This is a genomic window from Vibrio atypicus, assembly GCF_009811315.1.
GTDB classification, from domain to species: Bacteria; Pseudomonadota; Gammaproteobacteria; order Enterobacterales; family Vibrionaceae; genus Vibrio; species Vibrio atypicus.
Genome location: NZ_BLID01000009.1, coordinates 192,883 through 213,261, shown reverse-complemented (window position 1 = coordinate 213,261; position 20,379 = coordinate 192,883). Strand labels below are relative to the sequence as shown.

Genomic DNA, 20,379 nt, shown 5'->3' with positions numbered 1-20,379 from the left:
AGCGATAAAGTGGAGGGGAGTATACCGAATTCGATTAAAAAACGCAGCGTGAAGGCTGCGTTTTTGTTTGAGTAAGGCGTTAAGGTCTAGGGATGGCCGTTCGCCATTCTTTCCACTTATCTTGACCTTGTGGGTAGAGGTAGAAAGATTGCCCACTTTCAGCAATAGGTTGAAGTTGTTTGTCTTCCGGGGTGGAGAAAGTGATCCCACCACGAACTAAGCTGTCTACTGTTCCTGCTTTGATGTTGGCACCACTGATGCCAATAGAGACATCTAAGCCTGACGTGTTCCAGAAAATACTGTTACGTCTGACTAGGTAAGCATATTCAGGTTTAATCTGAATTGTGGTTAGTACGCGATCGGCGAACTCACCGAGCTCAACATTAGAGACATTGCCGACTTCAATTTCTCGATACAGTACAGGCGTACCTTCAGCAACAGAGCCACGAGTTTCACTTTGGAGAACAAATGAAATACCTGATTGTTCTTGTATATCCTCGTATAAAGTAAACTTCGTTTTAGCTTTGCCACTTCCTGGACGTACATTGATTGATTGGCTAAGTAAATTGCCGATGTTTTTTACACCATTTAAACCCACTTCAGCTTTCGCTATCCAGAAGTATGAGCCGGATATAGCAATCTTATCGGCAAACTCTGGCAAGATTCGCGCTTTAACTTCAACGTTATCGCGTGTGAAATCTGGCGTAATGAGCGTCACTTCTCCCACTTTAACGCCGTTGTACTTAATCGCTGTACCTTTAGAAAGCTCACTTTGACCATTTAAGGTGAGAGTAATCACTTGGCCAAATTTGCGAGCGGTTTTGAAGTCTTGATATAAGAGCCATTTGTCATTTTGCTTGTTGTCGACTCCGGGTAGAGAGTCAAAAGCAATGCCACCTTGGATTAGTGTTTTGAGTGGTGCCGCCTTAATACTGACACCTGCCAGCCCTGCATCTACTTCGACGCCAGAACGGTTCCAAAATACCGTTTGGTCGGTGATTAAATACTTGTATTGGTTCTCTACGCTAGCAGTAATGAGCACGCCACCATCAACCAGCTTGAAATTGGAAACGGAACCCACTTGTAAATTGCGATAAAGCAGTGGACTCCCTTTACTCACAGGCGGTAGTTCTGAAGCATATAAAGTGATTTTCGTAGAGCCCGATAGGTTGTATTTCGCTAGCTCTGCGAGTGATTTACTTTGATAGAGCTTGTACTGTTCTTCTGGTGACGCGGCCCCCTCGCTAACGAAACTGATAGAGCCTGTTAATAATTGTTTTGCAGGTGGCACGTTGATGTTGAGCCCGGATTCGGTTAGTTCGGCGCTCGCACTACCTGTAACAAAGAAGCGATTCTGAGATTTGATTAAATGAGCGTATTCGGCATCAACTAAGGTGTCAATATGGACTTCATCGTTCACCAGTTGTACACCTGCAACGGAGCCAACGGTAATACCTTTGTAAAGGATATTGGCGCCCTTATCTAAGCCGAATGAATTGTTTGAAATCAGTTTCACTTCAATCGAACGTGCTTGCTGTCGATCAAAATCGTTTTGTCTGATCGCGGTAAAAGTACGAGCGCGTTTACCTTCTCCCGGCACGATAGTCAGGAAGTTACCTTTCACTAGGTTTGATAGATTCTTCACGCCCGATAGGGATACTTTTGCTTCCTCTAAGATGAATCGAGAGCCAGAGGTTAACATATCGCTAAAGGCAGGCTGGATAGCCGCGGAGGCAATGATACTTTGGCGACCATCACGCAGCTGTAGATCGGTAACCTGACCAATTTCAATACCACGATACATAATAGGGGCACCAGAGGAGCTGATGTTATTGTCGTCTGGAAGTAGAATTTTGACTGCGATACCGCGACCCGCTGTTTTTAAGTCTGGATAAAGCGGGAATAGGGTATTGTCGTCGATGGGTTCTCCGCCATCAGGAGAATCCACTGCGATTGAGCCGCCTATTAGAGCGCTCAAGCTTTCTAAACGGACATCAACCCCATCAAAACCAATTTTGGTACCAATACCACTCACATTCCAAAAACGACTGTCATCAGTGATAATGTGGCGATATTCCTCACGGATAGCTGCTTGAATCAGAACGTTTTTTGAATCGCCATCAAGTTGATAACTGTACACTTCGCCAATAGGGATTTTGCGATAAACGATTTGAGAGCCAATCGAAACGCCGCCAAGATCTCGAGCTTTAAGGGTAATGGATAGACCTTCTTGTGCCAACAAGTCTGAAGGTGCGCGCTCTAGTGCTCTAAACACCGTTTCTGGCTCTGCTTCTTCTTCACTCGGTGCTATTGCGATGTAGTTACCCGAAACAAGCGCGTCTAAGCCAGAAATACCAGATAGGCTGGCGGTGGGCTTTACCATCCAAAAGCGCGTGTTTTCATTGAGCAGTTTTGTCGCTTCTGGGTAAATATCGGCATCTACATAGATACTTTGTAGATCTTCTGCGAGATTAATGTCCTTAACCATGCCGACTTCAAGGCCTTGATAGCGAATCGTTGTACGACCTGCCACCAGCCCTGATGCCTCTGAGAAATAGATCTGGACTCGCTGCCCAGCGTCTTGAATAGCTTTGAAAACCAGCCAACCCGCTAGAATCACCGTTAAGATGGGCAGTAACCAAAGAGGTGAAATACCTCGACTGGCTTTCACCTCTGGTGAGTACGAATTTTGTGATGGGGAAGGGTTACTCATTGATTGACTCTCTACTATCGATTGGGTCTTTGTAATTGTCCCAAATTAAACGCGGATCTATGCTTTCAGCTGCCAACATGGTGAATACGACAACCATACCAAAGGCTACAGCGCCATACCCTGGTGTAAAATCAAGAATTTGGCCACGGTCGACCAAAGTCATCATAATCGAGATAACGAACAAATCCATCATTGACCAGCGGCCGATCCATTTGACTATGAAATAGATAGCCATTCGCTGCCTATGAAAAATGCTTCGCTTGAATTTTATCGCTAACAATATGTATGACAGGCCCAGTATTTTAGCTACAGGGACAACGATACTGGCGACAAAAATGATCACAGCAATTCCCGTCATACCGGTCTTTACAAGGTTTGCTACACCCGAAAATATCGTATCTTCTAAGCGCTGGCCGTTAGTTATCAAAATGGAAATTGGGATTAAGTTAGCCGGGAAAATCGCAATTGTTGCTGCAATAAGGTACGCCCAAGTTTTTTGAATCGAATTGGGTTTTCGGTGATGGATAGGGCTTTTGCAGCGCAGGCAGTGCGTACCTTCTGGTTGAGAAAGGTGGCAGCTGTGACAGTGTAGCGTTTTCTTCTCTAACATGAGAGAGCGCTCAGGCATATAATCTTCCCAATAGCGACGAACACTAACACGGGTTACTAACAATACGGTTGCAACTTGAAGCAAGAGTAATCCGTATAGGCCAGGGCCAACGAAAATATCAGAGTAGTCTTGCAGCTTAAAACACGAAATGGCTAGGCTCACTAAGAAAACGTCAATCATTACCCAAGCTTTGACATGTTGGATGATACTCAAGGAGTGCTTTAAAAGGCGAAACGCGCGTTTTTTCGCTGCAAAATGAGCGACTACAACAGCCCCAGAAACCATTAGCGGGGCAATAGAACTGCAAAAAATAATCAGGAAAGAGAGAAGAACAAACCCTTCTTGAAACAACGACCAAACACCATGAGGCAGAGTGGCTGGAATCATTACACCAAATAATCGAATGCTGATGAAATTAAAAAAATGCGATGGAATGAAAAGTAACAAACAAGTGATGGCAATGGCTAGGTTGCCAGACAATGACGGTGTACCACCACGATACAATTGAGTACCACATCGTGGACAGTATGCATTTTTACCTTTCACCAAAGGGGTATTGTCGACAGGTAATTCGCAGCCTTGGCACAAACGAATGGAGGTCACATCAGCAGGATGCTTGCTAGATTCGATGGATGGAGAGTGACTCATTCACACTCTCCATTAAATTGGGCGTGGATGGTTTTAGCCGTGAGATTGCACACTGCCATAGAGGGTTTGATATAAGCCTTGTTGTTCAACCAACTCACCATGAGTTCCCGCTTGTGTCACTTGCCCATCTTCTAAAACATAGATGAGGTCCGCTTGTTTTACTGCTGAAAGTCTATGTGCAACGATCAAGGTTGTTCGACCTTGCAAAAATTCAGTCAGTGCTTTGTGAAGCGCTGCTTCTGTTGCTGTATCGAGCGCTGAAGTTGCTTCATCCAGTATCACGAACTTAGGATCGCTCAAAATCATACGCGCGATTGCTAAGCGTTGTCGTTGTCCGCCAGACAATCTAATACCGCTTCGACCAATCTGAGTGTCTAATCCATCACTCAGTTGATGAATCACATCTTGCAACTGGGCGACTTCTAATGCATGCCACAGTTTCAAATCATCATACTCAGCGCCGAGTGTCAGATTATGCCTTAAAGTATCATTGAATAGTATAGGCTGTTGTAAAACAACGGCTATTTGTTGCCTAATGATCTCAAAGCTGATGTCATCTGTGGTTTCACCATTGAAACGAATTGTCCCCGAATTGGCTTGATATACGCCAATTAGGAGCTGAATGAGCGTCGATTTACCACCACCACTTGCACCAACTAGGGCCACTTTTTTACCCGCAGGAATATGCAAATTTAGATGGTTAAGTACTTGGTTCTCTTCATTATACGAGAAGCAGACGTTATCAATTTTTATGTCAACGTTATCGCGGTTATTAAACGGGTTGACCTTACTTTTTGGTCGATGCTCTTCTTCAAGGTCGAGAAGGTTATTTATTCGACCTAAAGCTGCTTTGGCACTGTACCAAGCAAATTGAATCCCTAGTAACTCTTGTACAGGAGAGAGCATGAACCACAAGTAACCGAAGACAGCGAAGATTTGCCCGATGGTTAAGTCACTGAACAGTACCATTAGCATCGCAACGGCACGGAATAACTCGAACCCTAGCAAGAATAGAAGAAAGGAGACTCTACCCGCGGCTTCTGATTGCCAAGCGTATTTATCAGCGTCGACACGAATAGAGTCGGCATGACCTTTGAGTTGATTGAGGAACTCTTTTTCACGGTTTGCTGCGCGCAGCTGATAAATACCATCCAGTGTTTCAACTAAGCGATTTTGAAAACGTTCGAAAGATTGGTTTTCGTGTTTTTTGAGATGCTTGACCTTGCTACCGAGCTTTCTAGAGAAGTAAATAACAATAGGGTTGACCAGCAAGATGAATAACCCTAAACGCCAATCTAGCCACAGCAATACTCCGGCAGTACCAATGACAGTGAGCAAACTAATGAGAAATTTACTCAAAGTGGAACCGATGAATTGATCTATGGTCTCAACATCTGTAACCAAATGGGCATTGATGCCACCGCTTCCTCGTGTTTCGTATTGACGAATACTAATGCGGCCAAGCTTATCAATCATCTTGCTACGCATTTGGAAGGTGATGGTTTTAGACACCAGCGTAAATTGACGGCTTTGTAAGATGTTAAGCGCTTGGCTTGCACTGCGCATAATAATGACGAGCAATAAGGTTAAAAATATATAGCCTGTTGGTGTTTGCAAAGAAGCAGGGAGGATAGCATTCATTGCAGCAACACCAGATGCGGGTTGATCAAGCAGAACTTCATCGACCATTAATGGCATGAGTAGTGGAATTGGAACACTGATCAATGTTGCAAGAATGGCGATGAAGTTGGCAAAGACAAGTTTTGACTTGTGCATTTTTACTTGTGTTAATAACCAAGAACGGCTAATAGTGTTGTTACTACGATTCATTATAATGAGAATGCTTACTATTTAATGGTTTATGTGGATTGTACGTAAATTCATTGAGGAAGTCTCTAAATACAAACGGAACAACAGTAACTATGACATTAGAACAGTATCAGCGCTTAACCAAGCAAGCCATTGCGCTATTGGAAGATGAACCCGATCTTATTGCGAACCTTTCAAACTTGAGCGCATTGCTCAATATGGAGCTAGAAAAGCTGAATTGGGTTGGCTTTTATCTAACGCAAGGTGATCAACTTGTGCTTGGCCCATTCCAAGGTAAACCTGCTTGTGTGCGTATTCCGGTTGGTCGAGGCGTATGTGGGACTGCTGTAGCAACAAACAGTGTTCAGCGTATTTACGATGTTCATGAATTTGAAGGGCACATTGCTTGTGATGCAGCGAGCAACTCTGAGATAGTGATTCCATTTTCTATAAATGGAGAAATTGCTGGGGTGTTAGATATTGATAGCCCAGAAGTGGGCCGATTTAGTGAGATTGATGAGCAAGGGCTGACTTTTTTGATGGCAGAAGTAGAAAAGCTGCTTAATTCACACGCTATCAAGGCATAAATTGCTTTTTCACTGTGGTTTTTCCCATGCAGGTCACTATAATACCTGAAATATTTATCTTAATGCTCGCGGACAGTCCGCAATAACCAGGAACCCACATGGAAAACACTGAAAAGTTAAAAAACAGCAAAGAAATTATCGCATATATTGCTGAATGTTTCCCTAAGTGCTTTACTTTAGAAGGTGAAGCAAAGCCACTTAAAATTGGTATTTTTCAAGATCTTGCGGATCGTCTAACTGATGACCCGAAAGTCAGCAAAACACAACTTCGTGCAGCGTTAAGACAGTACACTTCATCATGGCGTTACCTACACGGTGTAAAACCAGGTGCGGTACGTGTGGATTTAGATGGCAACCCAGCAGGTGAGCTTGAAGAAGAACACGTAGAACATGCGAAAACAGCACTAGCTGAGAGCAAAGCGAAAGTACAAGCTCGTCGTAAAGAGCAAGCTCAGAAAGCACGCGAAGAAGGCAAAGCGAAAGCTAAGCCAGCTGCGAAAAAGCCACAAGGCCGTCGCCCACAACAAAACAAAGCGCAAAAAGCCGCTAAGCCAGTGGAAACACGCGCGCTGAATGCTGATGAAATTACAGTTGGCAACTCAGTAAACGTGAACATGGGCAAAGGAAACATGGCTGCGACTATCGTAGAAATCAATAAGGAAGATGTGCGTGTTCAACTGTCTAACGGCCTACAAATGGTTGTGAAAGCGGAGCACCTACGCGCATAAAGGAGATACTCCTACGCATGAAATGCCGTTCAAAATTGTCGCTGATTGCTGCTAGCTTATGGCTAGCAGCGTATTCAGCTCATGCTCTAGAAGCAAATATTGGTCTAGAAGATTTACCGACACTAGCACCAGAAGCTCAGCATGCGACAGCAAGTAAACGTGTCACATCTCGTTTTACTCGTTCCCACTATAAGCACTTTACCTTAAACGACCAGTTCTCTGATGCGATATTTGATCGCTACGTCAGCATGCTCGATTACAATCGCAATATTTTCACTCAATCTGATATCGATGAGATGGAGAAATCGGCTGCTGGTATCGATGATCAATTGAAGTCTGGCGAGAATCAGATAGCGTTTGACGCTTATAACCTCTCTATTAAACGCCGCTATGAACGTTTTCAGTATGCGCTATCTTTGCTTGATACAGAGATGAAGTTCGATACTGATGAAACAATCGAGTTGGATCGAAGTGAAGCCAATTGGCCGAAAGATACTGAGGAATTAGATGAGTTATGGCGCAAGCGTGTTAAATATGACGCTCTTAACCTTAAGATGACCGGCAAAGACTGGGATGAAATCAAAGAGGTATTGGGCAAGCGTTATAACAATGCGTTGAAGCGTTTAAGTCAGACGCATAATGAAGATGCTTTCCAGCTGTACATGAATGCATTTGCGCGTGAAGTTGATCCACACACGAGTTATTTGTCACCTCGCAGTGCTGATCAATTCCAAACAGAGATGAATTTATCGCTGGAAGGGATTGGTGCCGTATTGCAAATGACCGACGATTATACGGTGATTCGCTCGCTTGTTGCTGGTGGCCCAGCGTCGAAAAGCAAACAGTTAGCGGAAGGCGATCGTATTATTGGTGTCGGACAAGACGGTGAAGATGTCGTAGATGTTATTGGTTGGCGTCTTGACGACGTGGTCCAGCTAATCAAAGGTCCGAAAGGAACAAAGGTTAACCTGCAGATCTTGCCTGACGGTAAAGATACTAAAGCTGAAGTGATTACCATTGTTCGAGACAAAATCCGCTTAGAAGATCGCGCTGTGAAATCAGAAGTGATCGAAAAAGATGGTAAAAAAATCGGTGTCCTTGAAGTGCCAAGCTTCTACGTTGGTCTTGCTAAAGATACCGACAAGTTGATCACTGAGCTGAAAGAAAAGGGCGTTGATGGCATTATTGTTGATCTAAGAAACAATGGTGGCGGCGCTTTGACAGAAGCTACTGCTCTATCCGGCTTATTTATTACTAGTGGGCCAGTTGTTCAAGTTCGCGACAGTTATGGTCGAGTGAATGTAAACAGCGACACAGATGGTAAGATCAGCTATGAAGGCCCATTAACCGTTCTTGTTAACCGTTACAGTGCTTCAGCATCTGAGATTTTTGCTGCAGCGCTACAAGATTACGGTCGTGCCATCGTATTGGGTGAAAACTCATTCGGTAAAGGTACTGTTCAGCAGCATCGTTCATTGAATCACATTTATGATTTGTTCGATAAAGAACTTGGCTATGTGCAATACACCATCCAAAAGTTCTACCGCATTGATGGTGGTAGTACTCAAAATAAAGGTGTTGCGCCAGATATCGCATTTCCTACCGCGATTGACCCAAGTGAAACGGGTGAAAGCGTAGAAGATAATGCGTTGCCTTGGGATAGTATCGATAAAGCGAAATATGATGTGTTACAGCGTAACGAAGTATTAATCGGTAAGCTTCAAGCTAAGCACCAAGTTCGTATAGCAAAAGACTTAGAGTTTGGTTTCATTGCTGAAGATATTGAAAAATATAAAGCAGAGAAAGACGACAATACGCTTTCGCTTAACGAGAAAACACGTCAGGCTGAAGCTGATCAAGCAGATGAAAAACGCTTGGCTCGCATTAACCAACGACAGAAAGCCAATGGGGAAGCGGAGTTCAAAACCTTGGACGATGTGCCAAAAGATTATGAAGCACCAGACGCCTATTTGGATGAATCTGTTGCCATCATGGTTGATATGATTAAGTCGTAAAATCAATGTGTTAGAAAAGCGAGCCCAAGTGGCTCGCTTTTTTTATTCCAATAATTAATGTGATTTAGATCTAAAATTTTCGCTAAATAGTATTGACGTGCCTAAGCTTAAAGAAAAAGAGTGAGGATACGTTATGAGATGGATCGGAATAGTTTGCCTTTTTTTTAGTGTTTCGGTGTTTGCCAATTCGGCAAAAGACAACGCTGATTTAACCCAATTTGATCAACCATTTTTACTGGGCGATTGGTACTTAGTTAATCCTACTCCTGAAGATTCTAAAGAAAACTTTTTGGCTATAAAGTTAACCCTAAACTCAAACTATAGTTTCGTTATCGATATTCAGAAGAAAGACTATTCCGTCGATCACTGGGAAGGTTTATACAATGCGAATGACGATACTATTATTCTTGGTTTAAATACCTCCCAACCACAAGTCTATAACTATTCGGCAAATCACAATCTGCTCAACCTAAATGGGGTCACCTTCACTAAGGCGCTTTCCAATTCATTAGCGGGCATGTGGTCTAGCGCGCACCTAGCTGGGGATGATCTGTTAGCGAGTGACATACACCGTATGGATTTAGTCCTTCAACCTGATTTTGTCTTTACTTTCCGTGTCGCCAATGAAAGTGGAGAAGAGGCAATTCATCAAGGTGTTTACTATACAGAAGGTGATCATCTCGTACTGCTTTATGAAGATGGTGAACATGACACCCGATACACGCTCAACAGTGATGTATTAACGCTTGAAGGGGAAGAAGGTGGAATGTACGCAGTGTTGAATAGAATAAGGTAGCACGATACATATGACAGACAGTTAATATGATCAATGACCGTTTTATAGCCAATTTGTTTGATTAGCTTATAAACAATAGAGAAAATGCGAGGGATTTAATGATAATACCTCGTTTTTTTATACGTAGAGTTGTAAGCTAATCTCCAATTTGCGGATGAGACTCTTTTATCATTCGCGGTGCTCATAGAATGTGAGTAACCTCCTCGTATCAATTAGTCAGAAGGATTTCGACATGGCTCCGACTCCACAAGCCAAGTATCGTAAAGATTATTTATCGCCGTCACATACCATTACCGATTTGGATTTGACGTTCGATCTCCATGATAGCAACACCATTGTGACTGCCGTATCTCAAGTTGAGCAACTCGGTGATGAAACGACACTACGCCTCGATGGCGACAGCTTAAAACTAATCAGTGTTTCCGTGAATGGTGAAGCTTGGTCACAATACCAAGAGCTTGAAGGTGCGTTAGAGTTAACGGGTCTACCTGCTAAGTTTGAACTTATTATTGTTACGGAAGTTAACCCGGAAGCAAATACAGCCCTTGAAGGCTTGTATAAATCAGGTGGTGCATTCTGTACTCAGTGTGAAGCGGAAGGTTTCCGTCGTATCACATATTACATGGACCGCCCAGATGTATTGGCTAAATTCACGACTAAAATAATCGCTGATAAAGCAGAAAACCCATTCCTACTCAGCAATGGTAACCGTATCGCAGAAGGCGAGCTTGAAGGTGGACGTCATTGGGTTCAGTGGCAAGATCCGCATCCAAAGCCTGCATATCTTTTCGCTTTAGTTGCTGGCGACTTTGATGTTCTTCGTGATAATTATGTGACTCAATCTGGCCGCAATGTCGCACTAGAAATCTTCGTTGATAAAGGCAACCTTGATCGAGCGCCTCACGCGATGACTTCGTTGATCAACTCGATGAAATGGGATGAAGAGCGTTTTGGTTTAGAGTATGACCTAGACATCTACATGATCGTTGCCGTTGATTTCTTCAACATGGGCGCAATGGAAAACAAAGGCTTAAACATCTTTAACTCTAAATTTGTTTTGGCAAATGAGAAAACGGCTACGGATACGGATTATTTAGGTATTGAAGCGGTTATCGGCCACGAATATTTCCATAACTGGACAGGTAACCGCGTGACTTGTCGCGACTGGTTCCAACTTAGTTTGAAAGAAGGTTTAACCGTTTTCCGTGATCAAGAGTTCTCTTCTGATCTTGGCTCTCGCGCTGTGAATCGTATCAATAACGTACGTATTATTCGAGGCCCACAGTTTGCGGAAGACGCTAGCCCAATGTCTCACCCGATTCGCCCTGAAAAAGTGATCGAAATGAACAACTTCTACACGTTAACTGTGTACGAAAAGGGCAGCGAAGTGATCCGCATGATGCATACCTTACTTGGAGAAGAAGGTTTCCAAGCGGGTATGAAGTTGTACTTTGAACGTCATGATGGTACTGCTGCAACATGTGAAGACTTCGTAGCGGCGATGGAAGATGCATCGGGTGTGGATCTGAAACAGTTCCGCCTTTGGTACAGTCAGTCAGGTACGCCTACAGTTTCAGTGCAAAGCGAATACAACGCGCAAGAACAAACTTACGCGCTAACGATTGAGCAAACAACAGAGCCAACGCACGAACAGCAAGAAAAACAAGCGCTACATATTCCGTTTGATGTTGAGTTGTACGCGGCGAATGGTGATGTAATCGAGTTACGCCGTAACGGTGAGGGCGTAAATAACATTCTTAATGTGACTGAAGCGAAACAAACATTTGTATTTGAAAATGTATCTGAACAACCAGTCCCATCATTATTGAGAGAGTTCTCTGCACCAGTCGTTCTTGAATACGATTACAGTGATGATGAACTGATTTTCTTAATGGTGCATGCTCGCAATGAGTTTGCTCGTTGGGACGCTGGTCAAATGCTTCTTGCTAAGTACATTCGCAGTAATGTGACGGCAGTACAAAATGGTGAAGAGATCCAACTTTCAGAAGCCTTGATTGATGCGTTCCGCGGCGTATTGCTGTCTGATCAATTAGAGCCTGCCTTTATTGCTGAGATGATGGCACTGCCAAGTCACAACGAAGTGAGCGGTTGGTACAAGCAAGTTGATGTTGATGCGGTTGCAAAAGTACTTAAAGCGATCAAAGTGAAACTGGCTGTTGAACTACAAGACGAGTTTTCGGCGCTATACCATAGCTTAAGCCAAGCGGAGTATTCTGTTGATCATCCGGCTATTGGTAAACGTTCTCTTCGCAATACGTCGCTGGCGTTCTTAGCTTATACCGAGCAAGGTAACGACCTGGCGCAAAAGCAGTATTTCGATGCTAACAACATGACTGATACTGTTGCTGCAATGTCAGCGGCGAACGCAGCGCAACTACCATGTCGCGAAACCTTGATGAAAGATTACAGCGATAAGTGGAAACACGATGGTCTAGTCATGGATAAGTGGTTTGCACTGCAAGGTACCAACCCAGCAGAAAACGTGCTTGATGTGATTAAGCAGACAATGAACCATGAAGCATTTAGTCTTAAAAACCCGAATCGAACGCGCAGCCTAGTTGGTTCGTTCTTGAACATGAATCCAGTTCGTTTCCATGCGAAAAGTGGTGAAGGTTATAAGTTTGCTGGCGAAATTTTAAGAGAACTCAACAGCAGTAACCCTCAAGTTGCTTCTCGTTTGATTGACCCACTGCTTAAATTCCGTAAGTATGATGAACATCGTCAGGCTTTGATTAAAGCGGAACTTGAAACACTGAAATCGATGGATGATCTTGCGAAAGACCTATTCGAGAAAGTGACGAAAGCGTTAGAAGCTTAATCGATACGCAGAACAGTAGCACTTTTGAGTGCTACTGTTTATATATACAGTAGTTTTATTTGGTTAGAAAAAACGTTACTTTTTTGAACAATGCACTATTATTTTTTCTCGCTTAACATTTCATATCAAACATTTCTTTCTCACTACAATGGAGCGGCAAGTAACATTTTAGTGGTGACAGACAATGGCTTACGCCTACAATTGCCAGCAACTCGGTTCAGACCTTTTCTTACTCAAATGGGGGTAAAAGGGCGTTTTCGTTTAACAACTGACCAAAATAATAAGTTTCTAAAGTTAGAAGTTCTGTGAGCATCTGATTTTGTAGAAGTTTAAACAGTGCCTCAATCACATTCTCAAACATTTCACCTCCTACCACTCCCAAAAGAATTAACTATTTATCAATAAAGCTTTTACAATAAAGCGGCATTACCCGTGTTAAGCACTATGCTTACAACATCCCTACAAAAACAAACAATTCTAATAGTGGAGTGTGATTATGACCGCGCGTGAAACACTGATGCCGGTTCTGCTTGAAAAGGTCTACAAACTGATTCAAGACAAACTCGAGCTTGCTCATCAACCCCTAGTCACTCAACTTGCACAGCATTTATTTAGCAATATTTCGCAAGACGACCTCGTAGAACGTAACGAATCTGATCTTTATGGCGCTGTGGTTAGCCTTTGGCACCACATTAGCGAAAAGAAAGCGGATGAGGTTTCTGTTCGAGTCTTTAACCCAACGGTTAGCCGCCAAGGCTGGCAATCAACTCACACTATTGTAGAAATCGTTGTCCAGGACAGCCCATTTTTGGTGGACTCGATTAAAATGGCGTTGAGCCGTTTGGACTTAGCATCTCACTTGATGCTGCATGGTCCAACGCAAGTGAACCGCAATAAAAAAGGTGAAATAACCGGAATCAATGAAGGTGAAGGGGCTCTACAGTCACTTTTCCATATTGAAGTCGATCGCTTGAGTGATAAAGATGCAATGGCGTCATTAAAAGCCGAACTTCTCAGTATTCTTAAAGATGCAGGTCTTGTTGTGCAAGATTGGCTTCTAATGGTAGAGAAACTGGAACAGGTCACCAATCAAGTGGCTGCTCAACAAGATAGCGTAAAAGTTGAGAGAGATCGTTATGATGAAACGATCAATTTCTTGCGTTGGTTAGGCAAACACAACTTTACCTTTATGGGCTATAAAGAGTACGACTTGGTCTCTGTTGATGGCGACACAGAATTGCGTCCGACACCAGACAAAGGCTTAGGCTTATTTGCTAATCGCGATCGTGTACGTAGCGTTAAGCTATCTGATTTCCCGGATTCAGCCCGTCTTGAAGCGAAGAAACCTTTCCTTCTTATTCTGACTAAAGGCAATACACCTTCACGTATTCACCGCCCAGCTTATACCGATTACATCGGCATTAAGAAATTTGATAAAAATGGTAAAGTGATCGGCGAGCATCGCTTCACCGGCCTATATACTTCAGCGGTGTACAACCAAAGTGTTGAAGGCATTCCACTGATTCGTGAAAAAGTGGAGCGTATTCTGGAAGCGAGTAGCTACCGCGAAGGCTCATACTCGTACAAAGCGCTGCACAATATTCTTGAAAACTATCCTCGCGATGAACTGCTTCAAGCGAAAGAGGAAGAGTTACTTGAAGTCGGCATGGGTGTGGTGCAAATGCAAGACCGCGACATGCTTCGATTGTTTGTTCGCAAAGACCCGTTTGGGCGTTTCTTTAGTTGTATGGTTTACGTCACCAAAGACCGTTACAACACTGAGCTACGTCGAACTACCCAACGTATTTTAAAACAGTATTTTGGCTGTGATAAAGAAGTGGAGTTCACGACATTCTTCTCTGAAAGCCCATTGGCGAGAACACACTACATCGTTCGTGTAGACAACAACAATTCAGACATTAACGTTAAAACGATTGAGCAAAACTTAATGGAAGCATCTTCAACTTGGGATGATCGTTTATCTGATGCGATCGTGGCGAACTTTGGTGAGAGTAAAGGACTTCCTTTATCGAAAGAATACAACCGCGCTTTCCCACGTTCATACAAAGAAGATGTGATGCCTGGCTCTGCTGTTGCGGACATTGAGCGCCTTGAAGCGTTAAGTGATGACAACAAACTGGGTATGTTGTTCTATCGCCCTCAAGAGTTAGGTTCGGATTCGAAAGCCGTTCGTTTGAAACTCTATCACCAAGACGAGCCAATCCACCTATCTGATGTGATGCCTATGTTGGAAAACCTAGGGTTACGAGTGATAGGAGAATCTCCTTACGAAGTGCGTAAAGCGAATGGACAAGTTTATTGGATCCTTGATTTCTCTATGCTCCATAAGAGTGAGAAAACAGTGGATCTTCGTGAAGCTCGAGATCGTTTCCAACAAGCATTCGCTGCGATTTGGGCAGGGGATCTTGAGAGCGATGGCTTTAACCGCTTAGTTCTCGGAGCTTCGTTATCTGGTCGTGAAATTTCGATTCTTCGTGCGTACGCGCGTTACATGCGTCAAGTTGGCTTCCCATTTAGTCAACAGTACATTGAAGACACACTAAGTCATTATCCAGAATTAGCAAAAGCACTGGTTGGTTTATTTACCAAGCGCTTTGATCCTAAATTCAAAGGCAGCCAGAAAGGCCAAGCCGATCTTGTTAAGAAGATCACTGAACAGCTTGACCATGTAGAAAGCTTGGATGACGATCGTATCATTCGTCGTTACGTAGAAATGATCTCTGCAACGCTTCGCACCAACTACTACCAAGTTGATGAAAACAAGCAATCTAAGCCTTGGTTATCACTTAAGATGAAGCCGAGTGAGATCCCTGAGATCCCACAACCAGTACCTGCGTTTGAAATCTTTGTTTATGCACCAGACATTGAAGGTGTGCATCTACGTGGTGGAAAAGTTGCTCGTGGTGGTCTTCGTTGGTCAGATCGTCAAGAAGATTTCCGTACTGAAATCCTTGGCCTAGTGAAAGCACAGCAAGTTAAGAATACGGTTATCGTACCTGTTGGCGCAAAAGGTGGTTTCGTTTGTAAACGTCAGCACAACTTCAGTGGACGAGATGAGATCTTTGCGGAAGGTCAACGCTGTTATAAACGTTTCATCCGCGCATTATTGGACGTCTCCGATAACATTATTGAAGGTGAAGTAATTCCGCCAAAAAGTGTGGTTCGTCACGATGAAGATGATCCGTATTTGGTTGTTGCAGCCGATAAAGGTACCGCGACCTTCTCAGATCTTGCAAACTCAGTATCTGATGAATACAACTTCTGGTTAGGTGATGCATTTGCCTCTGGTGGTTCCAATGGTTATGACCACAAAGCGATGGGCATTACCGCGAAAGGTGGTTGGGAATCGGTTAAACGTCACTTCCGTGAAATGGGTATTAACTGTCAAACGACAGATTTTACTGCGATTGGTGTGGGTGATATGGCGGGCGACGTATTTGGTAACGGTATGTTGCTTTCGAAGCACATTCGTTTACAAGCTGCGTTTAACCACATGCATATCTTCATTGATCCGAATCCAGATTCTGCTAGTGGTTGGGAAGAACGTAATCGCTTATTTAATCTGCCACGCTCAAGCTGGGAAGATTACAACGCAGACCTGATTTCTCAAGGTGGTGGTATTTTCTCTCGTCGAGCGAAATCTATCAGTCTAACGCCAGAAATTCAGAAAATGCTGGGTACTAAAAAAGCGTCACTTGCGCCAAATGATCTGATCAAAATGATCCTAAAAATGGAAGTTGATCTGCTTTGGAATGGTGGTATCGGTACTTACGTAAAAGCGGCTTCGGAAACTCATACTGATGTAGGCGACCGTGCGAATGATGTATTGCGTATTGATGGCAGAGACTTAAAAGCCAAGGTTGTTGGTGAGGGCGGTAACTTGGGTATGACTCAACTGGGTCGTATCGAATATGCGCTTACGGGCGGCCGCGTAAATACAGACTTTGTCGATAACGTTGGTGGTGTTGATTGTTCAGATAACGAAGTCAACATTAAGATCTTCTTGAATGGTCTAGTCGCTAATGGTGATCTAACGGTTAAGCAACGTAACCAGATCCTTGAATCGATGGAAGATGAAGTTGGTGAGATCGTACTGGATGATGCTTACTGTCAGTCAGAATCGATTTCTGTTACTGAGCAGCAAGGTACTTCACTAGTCAAAGAGCAAATTCGTTTTATTCACACACTAGAGAAAGCAGGGCATCTGGATCGCGCATTGGAATACATCCCTGACGATGAAACCTTGCTAGAGCGTGAAAAGCAAGGCAAGGCGCTTACTCGTCCTGAGTTATCTGTGCTGGTGGCTTACGGGAAAATGGTATTGAAAGAGGAGCTTGTGCATGAAGACATCGCAAATGATGACTTCCACGCTCAGCAACTGACGCAATACTTCCCAACTGCGTTACGTCGTAACTATTCTGCACAGATGGATAACCATCCTCTACGCGCAGAAATCATCGCAACTGCACTTGCTAATCAGATGGTTAATGAGATGGGGTGCAACTATGTTACTCGTCTTCAAGAAGAAACAGGTGCGCATGTTGTCGATATCGCAAACGCGTACGTTGCTTCACGTGAAATCTTTGGTTTAGGCAAAGTGTTTGAAGAGTTACGCTCTTTAGACAATGATGCGACAACAGAAGCTCAGTACGACATGATGTTTTATGTTCGTCGCACGCTTCGTCGATTGTCACGTTGGTTGTTGCGTAACCGTAATGGCCGCCAATGTGTGAAAGCCCTTATCGAACTCTACCAAGCAGATGTCGAAACAATTAAAGCTAACCTAGATGATATGCTGGTGCCAGCGGAAGTTGAAGAACATAACGAGATGGCGAAAGCGTGGATTGAAAAGGGCATTACGCCTGAATTGGCGAGTTATGTCTCGCGTTTGTCTAGCTTATACTCGGTACTGGATATATCTACAGTGTCCCGTGAGAAAGGCAAATCGATTGAGCAAAGTGCGAAATTGTACTTTAACTTGGGCGATCGTTTGTCATTGCACTGGTTCTTGAAACAGATCAATACCCAGGCCGTTGATAACCATTGGCAAGCTCTAGCGCGTGCGGCATTCCGTGAAGATTTGGATTGGCAACAACGTCAGCTTACTGGCCAAGTGCTGAGCTGCGGTTGTGCTCCTGAAGATCTCGATGTGATGCAAGCGTTAGATGAATGGATCGCAAGTAATGAAGTATCACTGCATCGTTGGGAAAATATTCTCAATGAATTCAAAGTGGGTTCAGTTCATGAATTTGCTAAATTCTCGGTTGCATTACGTGAACTTATGCTGCTAAACCTCAATTGTTCAGCAAATGAGTAAACGTTTGCCATAATTAATTGAATTATTCGGTAAAACCCTTAATAATACAGCCCCGTTTATACGGGGCTTTTTTCTTTCGGAGGCACAATGCTTTACCGTCTAGCCAGATCTGGCTTTTTCCAACTTGATGCCGAAAAGGCACATGATTTAGCAATTCAGAATTTCAAGCGTTTCACCGGTACACCGGTTGATCTTCTTTATCGTCAGCAACTTCCTCACCGTCCAGTAGAGTGCATGGGTCTTACTTTCCGTAACCCTGTTGGTCTTGCTGCTGGTTTAGATAAAAACGGCGAGTGTATCGAAGCTTTCGATGCAATGGGGTTCGGCTTTGTTGAAGTAGGTACAGTCACGCCACGTCCTCAATCAGGTAATGATAAACCTCGTCTTTTCCGTTTGGTTGAGGCAGAAGGCATCATTAACCGCATGGGTTTCAACAACCTAGGTGTCGACAACCTGGTTGAAAATGTTAAGAAAGCGAAATATAACTGCGTTCTAGGCATTAATATCGGTAAGAATAAAGATACGCCGATTGAAAAGGGTGCGGAAGATTACCTTATCTGTATGGAAAAGGTTTACGAGTACGCTGGTTATATTGCGGTTAACATTTCTTCTCCAAACACTCCTGGACTTCGCTCTCTACAATATGGCGAAGCGTTAGATGAGCTACTCTCTGAGCTAAAAGAAAAACAATCAGAGCTAGCGGAAAAACACGGTAATTATGTTCCTTTGGCTTTGAAGATCGCGCCGGATCTTAGCAGCGATGAGATCAAACAGATCTGTGAATCTTTGCTTAAGAACAATATCGACGCAGTGATCGCGACAAACACAACATTGGATCGCACGGTTGTAGAAGGCATGAAACATGCGAATGAAGCAGGGGGCTTAAGCGGTCGTCCTGTTCAATCTCGTAGTACAGAAGTGGTTCGTTGTCTGCATGAAGAGCTTGGCGATAAGATCCCAGTGATCGGTGTCGGTGGTGTAGACTCTTACGTTGCAGCAAAAGAGAAGATGATGGCAGGTGCTGAACTTGTCCAGGTCTACTCAGGCTTCATCTACCACGGTCCAAAGTTAGTACGTGATATTGTTAAAAACCTATAGTAGGAACGTAACTTATTGATCACCGTGACAATGTCACACGAGAGTTACTGAGCTAAAATAGAGATTTATGAAGAGGAAATGAGATTTCATTTCCTCTTTTTTTTATTCAACCAGCTTATAGAATTCCAATATTGCTAGGAAAGGTAATTAAGCGTTTTACCTACACCATACAAATTTAGAGATTGGAATGATGCTTAAACCCAGTGACAAATGGACTTGGTATTACGATGACACAGAAGGGCACCTTATGCTCGATCTGGGTGATGGTATGCTTTTTAAGACCAATCTTCCTCGCAAACTTATTGTTGAATGTGCTATTGGTATTAATGAATTCTCTGTTGATGATGCTTCGGCTTATCAAACTTATAAAGAACAAATTGCACATCTTACTCTCTCTGAACCTCGTCAAGCAGAACTGGCTCTTTATTGCGTTGCAGCTAAACGTTTTCACAAACCTGTTCAGCCGAAGAGTTGGTTTTTTGACTCACTCTCAAATGGTGAATTGGGTTTAGAAGAGGGCGACTTTGTTCAGCTCTCCGCCGCCAACAATAATGGCATCTTTATCGTTCTAGAGGTCGGGGAGTGCGCCAGTTTATGCGTTTCAGTCTCATTAGAGGCGTTTGAGCTAAATGGGAGTAAATCTTTAGCGTTTGGCCAAGCGATTAAAGTGATGCATGACAGAATGCTATCAGCGAATCACCAGTTTCAAGTCCAACCGATTGCTTTGGTTGGTTAATTTTTCGTTCCTTTTAACATTTCCCATCGGCCTAATAGGCCGATTTTTTTTGCCTATCTTTTCTCTATCGTTCAAAGAGCACTCAATAATCGGATGATTCCTACTCTCGCAAACGTGAGAATCGTTCGGTTTCTAACCTAAACTTTCACGGCTTTTTCTTCATTTGTTACCGGATTGATAGCGCTGCATTGCCATTTATTCCTCCTTTATCGTATTTTTGTAACTTTATTACGCATTATTTGATTGCTGGTGTAGACCAGATTTGGTGTAAATAAGTATTCACTACTTCTCTAAGCCAAGAAAGTCGTAACACTAAAGATTGAGCGTAAGGCTATGATGAAAGTGGGCAACATTAGGAGGGTTGACTGATTTGTGGTCAGATAACGCGTTTAAAGTGTGATTAAAGCCATTTGCATTAACGGTATTAGTGCGTAGTCAGGTATAATGGGGAGTCATTTCTTA

Annotated in this window: 12 protein-coding genes; 9 read left to right on the top strand and 3 right to left on the bottom strand. The window is 43.4% G+C overall.

Features of this window, described 5'->3' with window-relative positions; genetic code table 11:
• Nucleotides 1–79: 79 nt before the first annotated feature.
• From GVO60_RS18390 to GVO60_RS18380, 3 genes are read right to left on the bottom strand one after another with little or no spacing between them, the layout of a single operon-like run.
• Nucleotides 80–2,713 (bottom strand): MlaD family protein, encoded by a 2,634-nt coding sequence (locus tag GVO60_RS18390; RefSeq protein ID WP_159656674.1) that lies wholly within the window; start codon nucleotides 2,711–2,713, stop codon nucleotides 80–82.
• Entirely contained in the window at nucleotides 2,706–3,971 is a 1,266-nt protein-coding gene (locus GVO60_RS18385) for a paraquat-inducible protein A (protein WP_159656672.1), read from the bottom strand. The genes GVO60_RS18390 and GVO60_RS18385 overlap by 8 nt, the downstream gene beginning before the upstream one ends.
• Nucleotides 3,972–4,004: 33 nt before the next feature.
• Entirely contained in the window at nucleotides 4,005–5,801 is a 1,797-nt protein-coding gene (locus GVO60_RS18380; RefSeq protein ID WP_159656670.1) for an ABC transporter ATP-binding protein, read from the bottom strand.
• A 92-nt stretch (nucleotides 5,802–5,893) separates the two neighbouring features.
• Between GVO60_RS18380 and msrC the strand changes: the two genes are divergently transcribed.
• The 9 genes from msrC (at nucleotide 5,894) to GVO60_RS18335 (ending at nucleotide 19,917) form a co-directional block, all read left to right on the top strand.
• Nucleotides 5,894–6,367 (top strand): free L-methionine (R)-S-oxide reductase MsrC, encoded by a 474-nt coding sequence (msrC, locus tag GVO60_RS18375; protein ID WP_159656668.1) that lies wholly within the window; start codon nucleotides 5,894–5,896, stop codon nucleotides 6,365–6,367.
• Nucleotides 6,368–6,465: 98 nt separating this feature from the next.
• Nucleotides 6,466–7,095, top strand: coding sequence for an RNA chaperone ProQ (gene proQ, locus GVO60_RS18370; RefSeq protein WP_159656666.1), 630 nt, complete (start codon nucleotides 6,466–6,468; stop codon nucleotides 7,093–7,095).
• A 17-nt stretch (nucleotides 7,096–7,112) separates the two neighbouring features.
• Nucleotides 7,113–9,110, top strand: coding sequence for a carboxy terminal-processing peptidase (gene prc, locus GVO60_RS18365; protein WP_159656665.1), 1,998 nt, complete (start codon nucleotides 7,113–7,115; stop codon nucleotides 9,108–9,110).
• A gap of 133 nt (nucleotides 9,111–9,243) precedes the next feature.
• Nucleotides 9,244–9,906: a hypothetical protein gene (locus tag GVO60_RS18360; RefSeq protein ID WP_159656663.1), complete on the top strand. Its 663-nt coding sequence runs from the start codon at nucleotides 9,244–9,246 to the stop codon at nucleotides 9,904–9,906.
• 232 nt (nucleotides 9,907–10,138) lie between these two features.
• The gene (gene pepN, locus GVO60_RS18355; RefSeq protein WP_159656661.1) at nucleotides 10,139–12,745 is read left to right on the top strand and encodes an aminopeptidase N; all 2,607 of its coding nucleotides are present in this window, start codon (nucleotides 10,139–10,141) and stop codon (nucleotides 12,743–12,745) included.
• 90 nt (nucleotides 12,746–12,835) lie between these two features.
• Nucleotides 12,836–13,054 carry a DUF2835 domain-containing protein gene (locus GVO60_RS18350; protein ID WP_159656659.1) on the top strand — a complete coding sequence of 73 codons (219 nt, stop codon included), beginning with the start codon at nucleotides 12,836–12,838 and terminating at the stop codon, nucleotides 13,052–13,054.
• A gap of 187 nt (nucleotides 13,055–13,241) precedes the next feature.
• A complete protein-coding gene (locus GVO60_RS18345) occupies nucleotides 13,242–18,083 on the top strand; it encodes an NAD-glutamate dehydrogenase (protein ID WP_159656657.1) in 4,842 nt (1,613 codons plus the stop codon).
• 87 nt (nucleotides 18,084–18,170) lie between these two features.
• Entirely contained in the window at nucleotides 18,171–19,181 is a 1,011-nt protein-coding gene (gene pyrD, locus GVO60_RS18340; protein ID WP_159656655.1) for a quinone-dependent dihydroorotate dehydrogenase, read from the top strand.
• A 190-nt stretch (nucleotides 19,182–19,371) separates the two neighbouring features.
• Nucleotides 19,372–19,917, top strand: coding sequence for a cell division protein ZapC (locus GVO60_RS18335; RefSeq protein WP_167522345.1), 546 nt, complete (start codon nucleotides 19,372–19,374; stop codon nucleotides 19,915–19,917).
• Nucleotides 19,918–20,379: the final 462 nt, after the last annotated feature.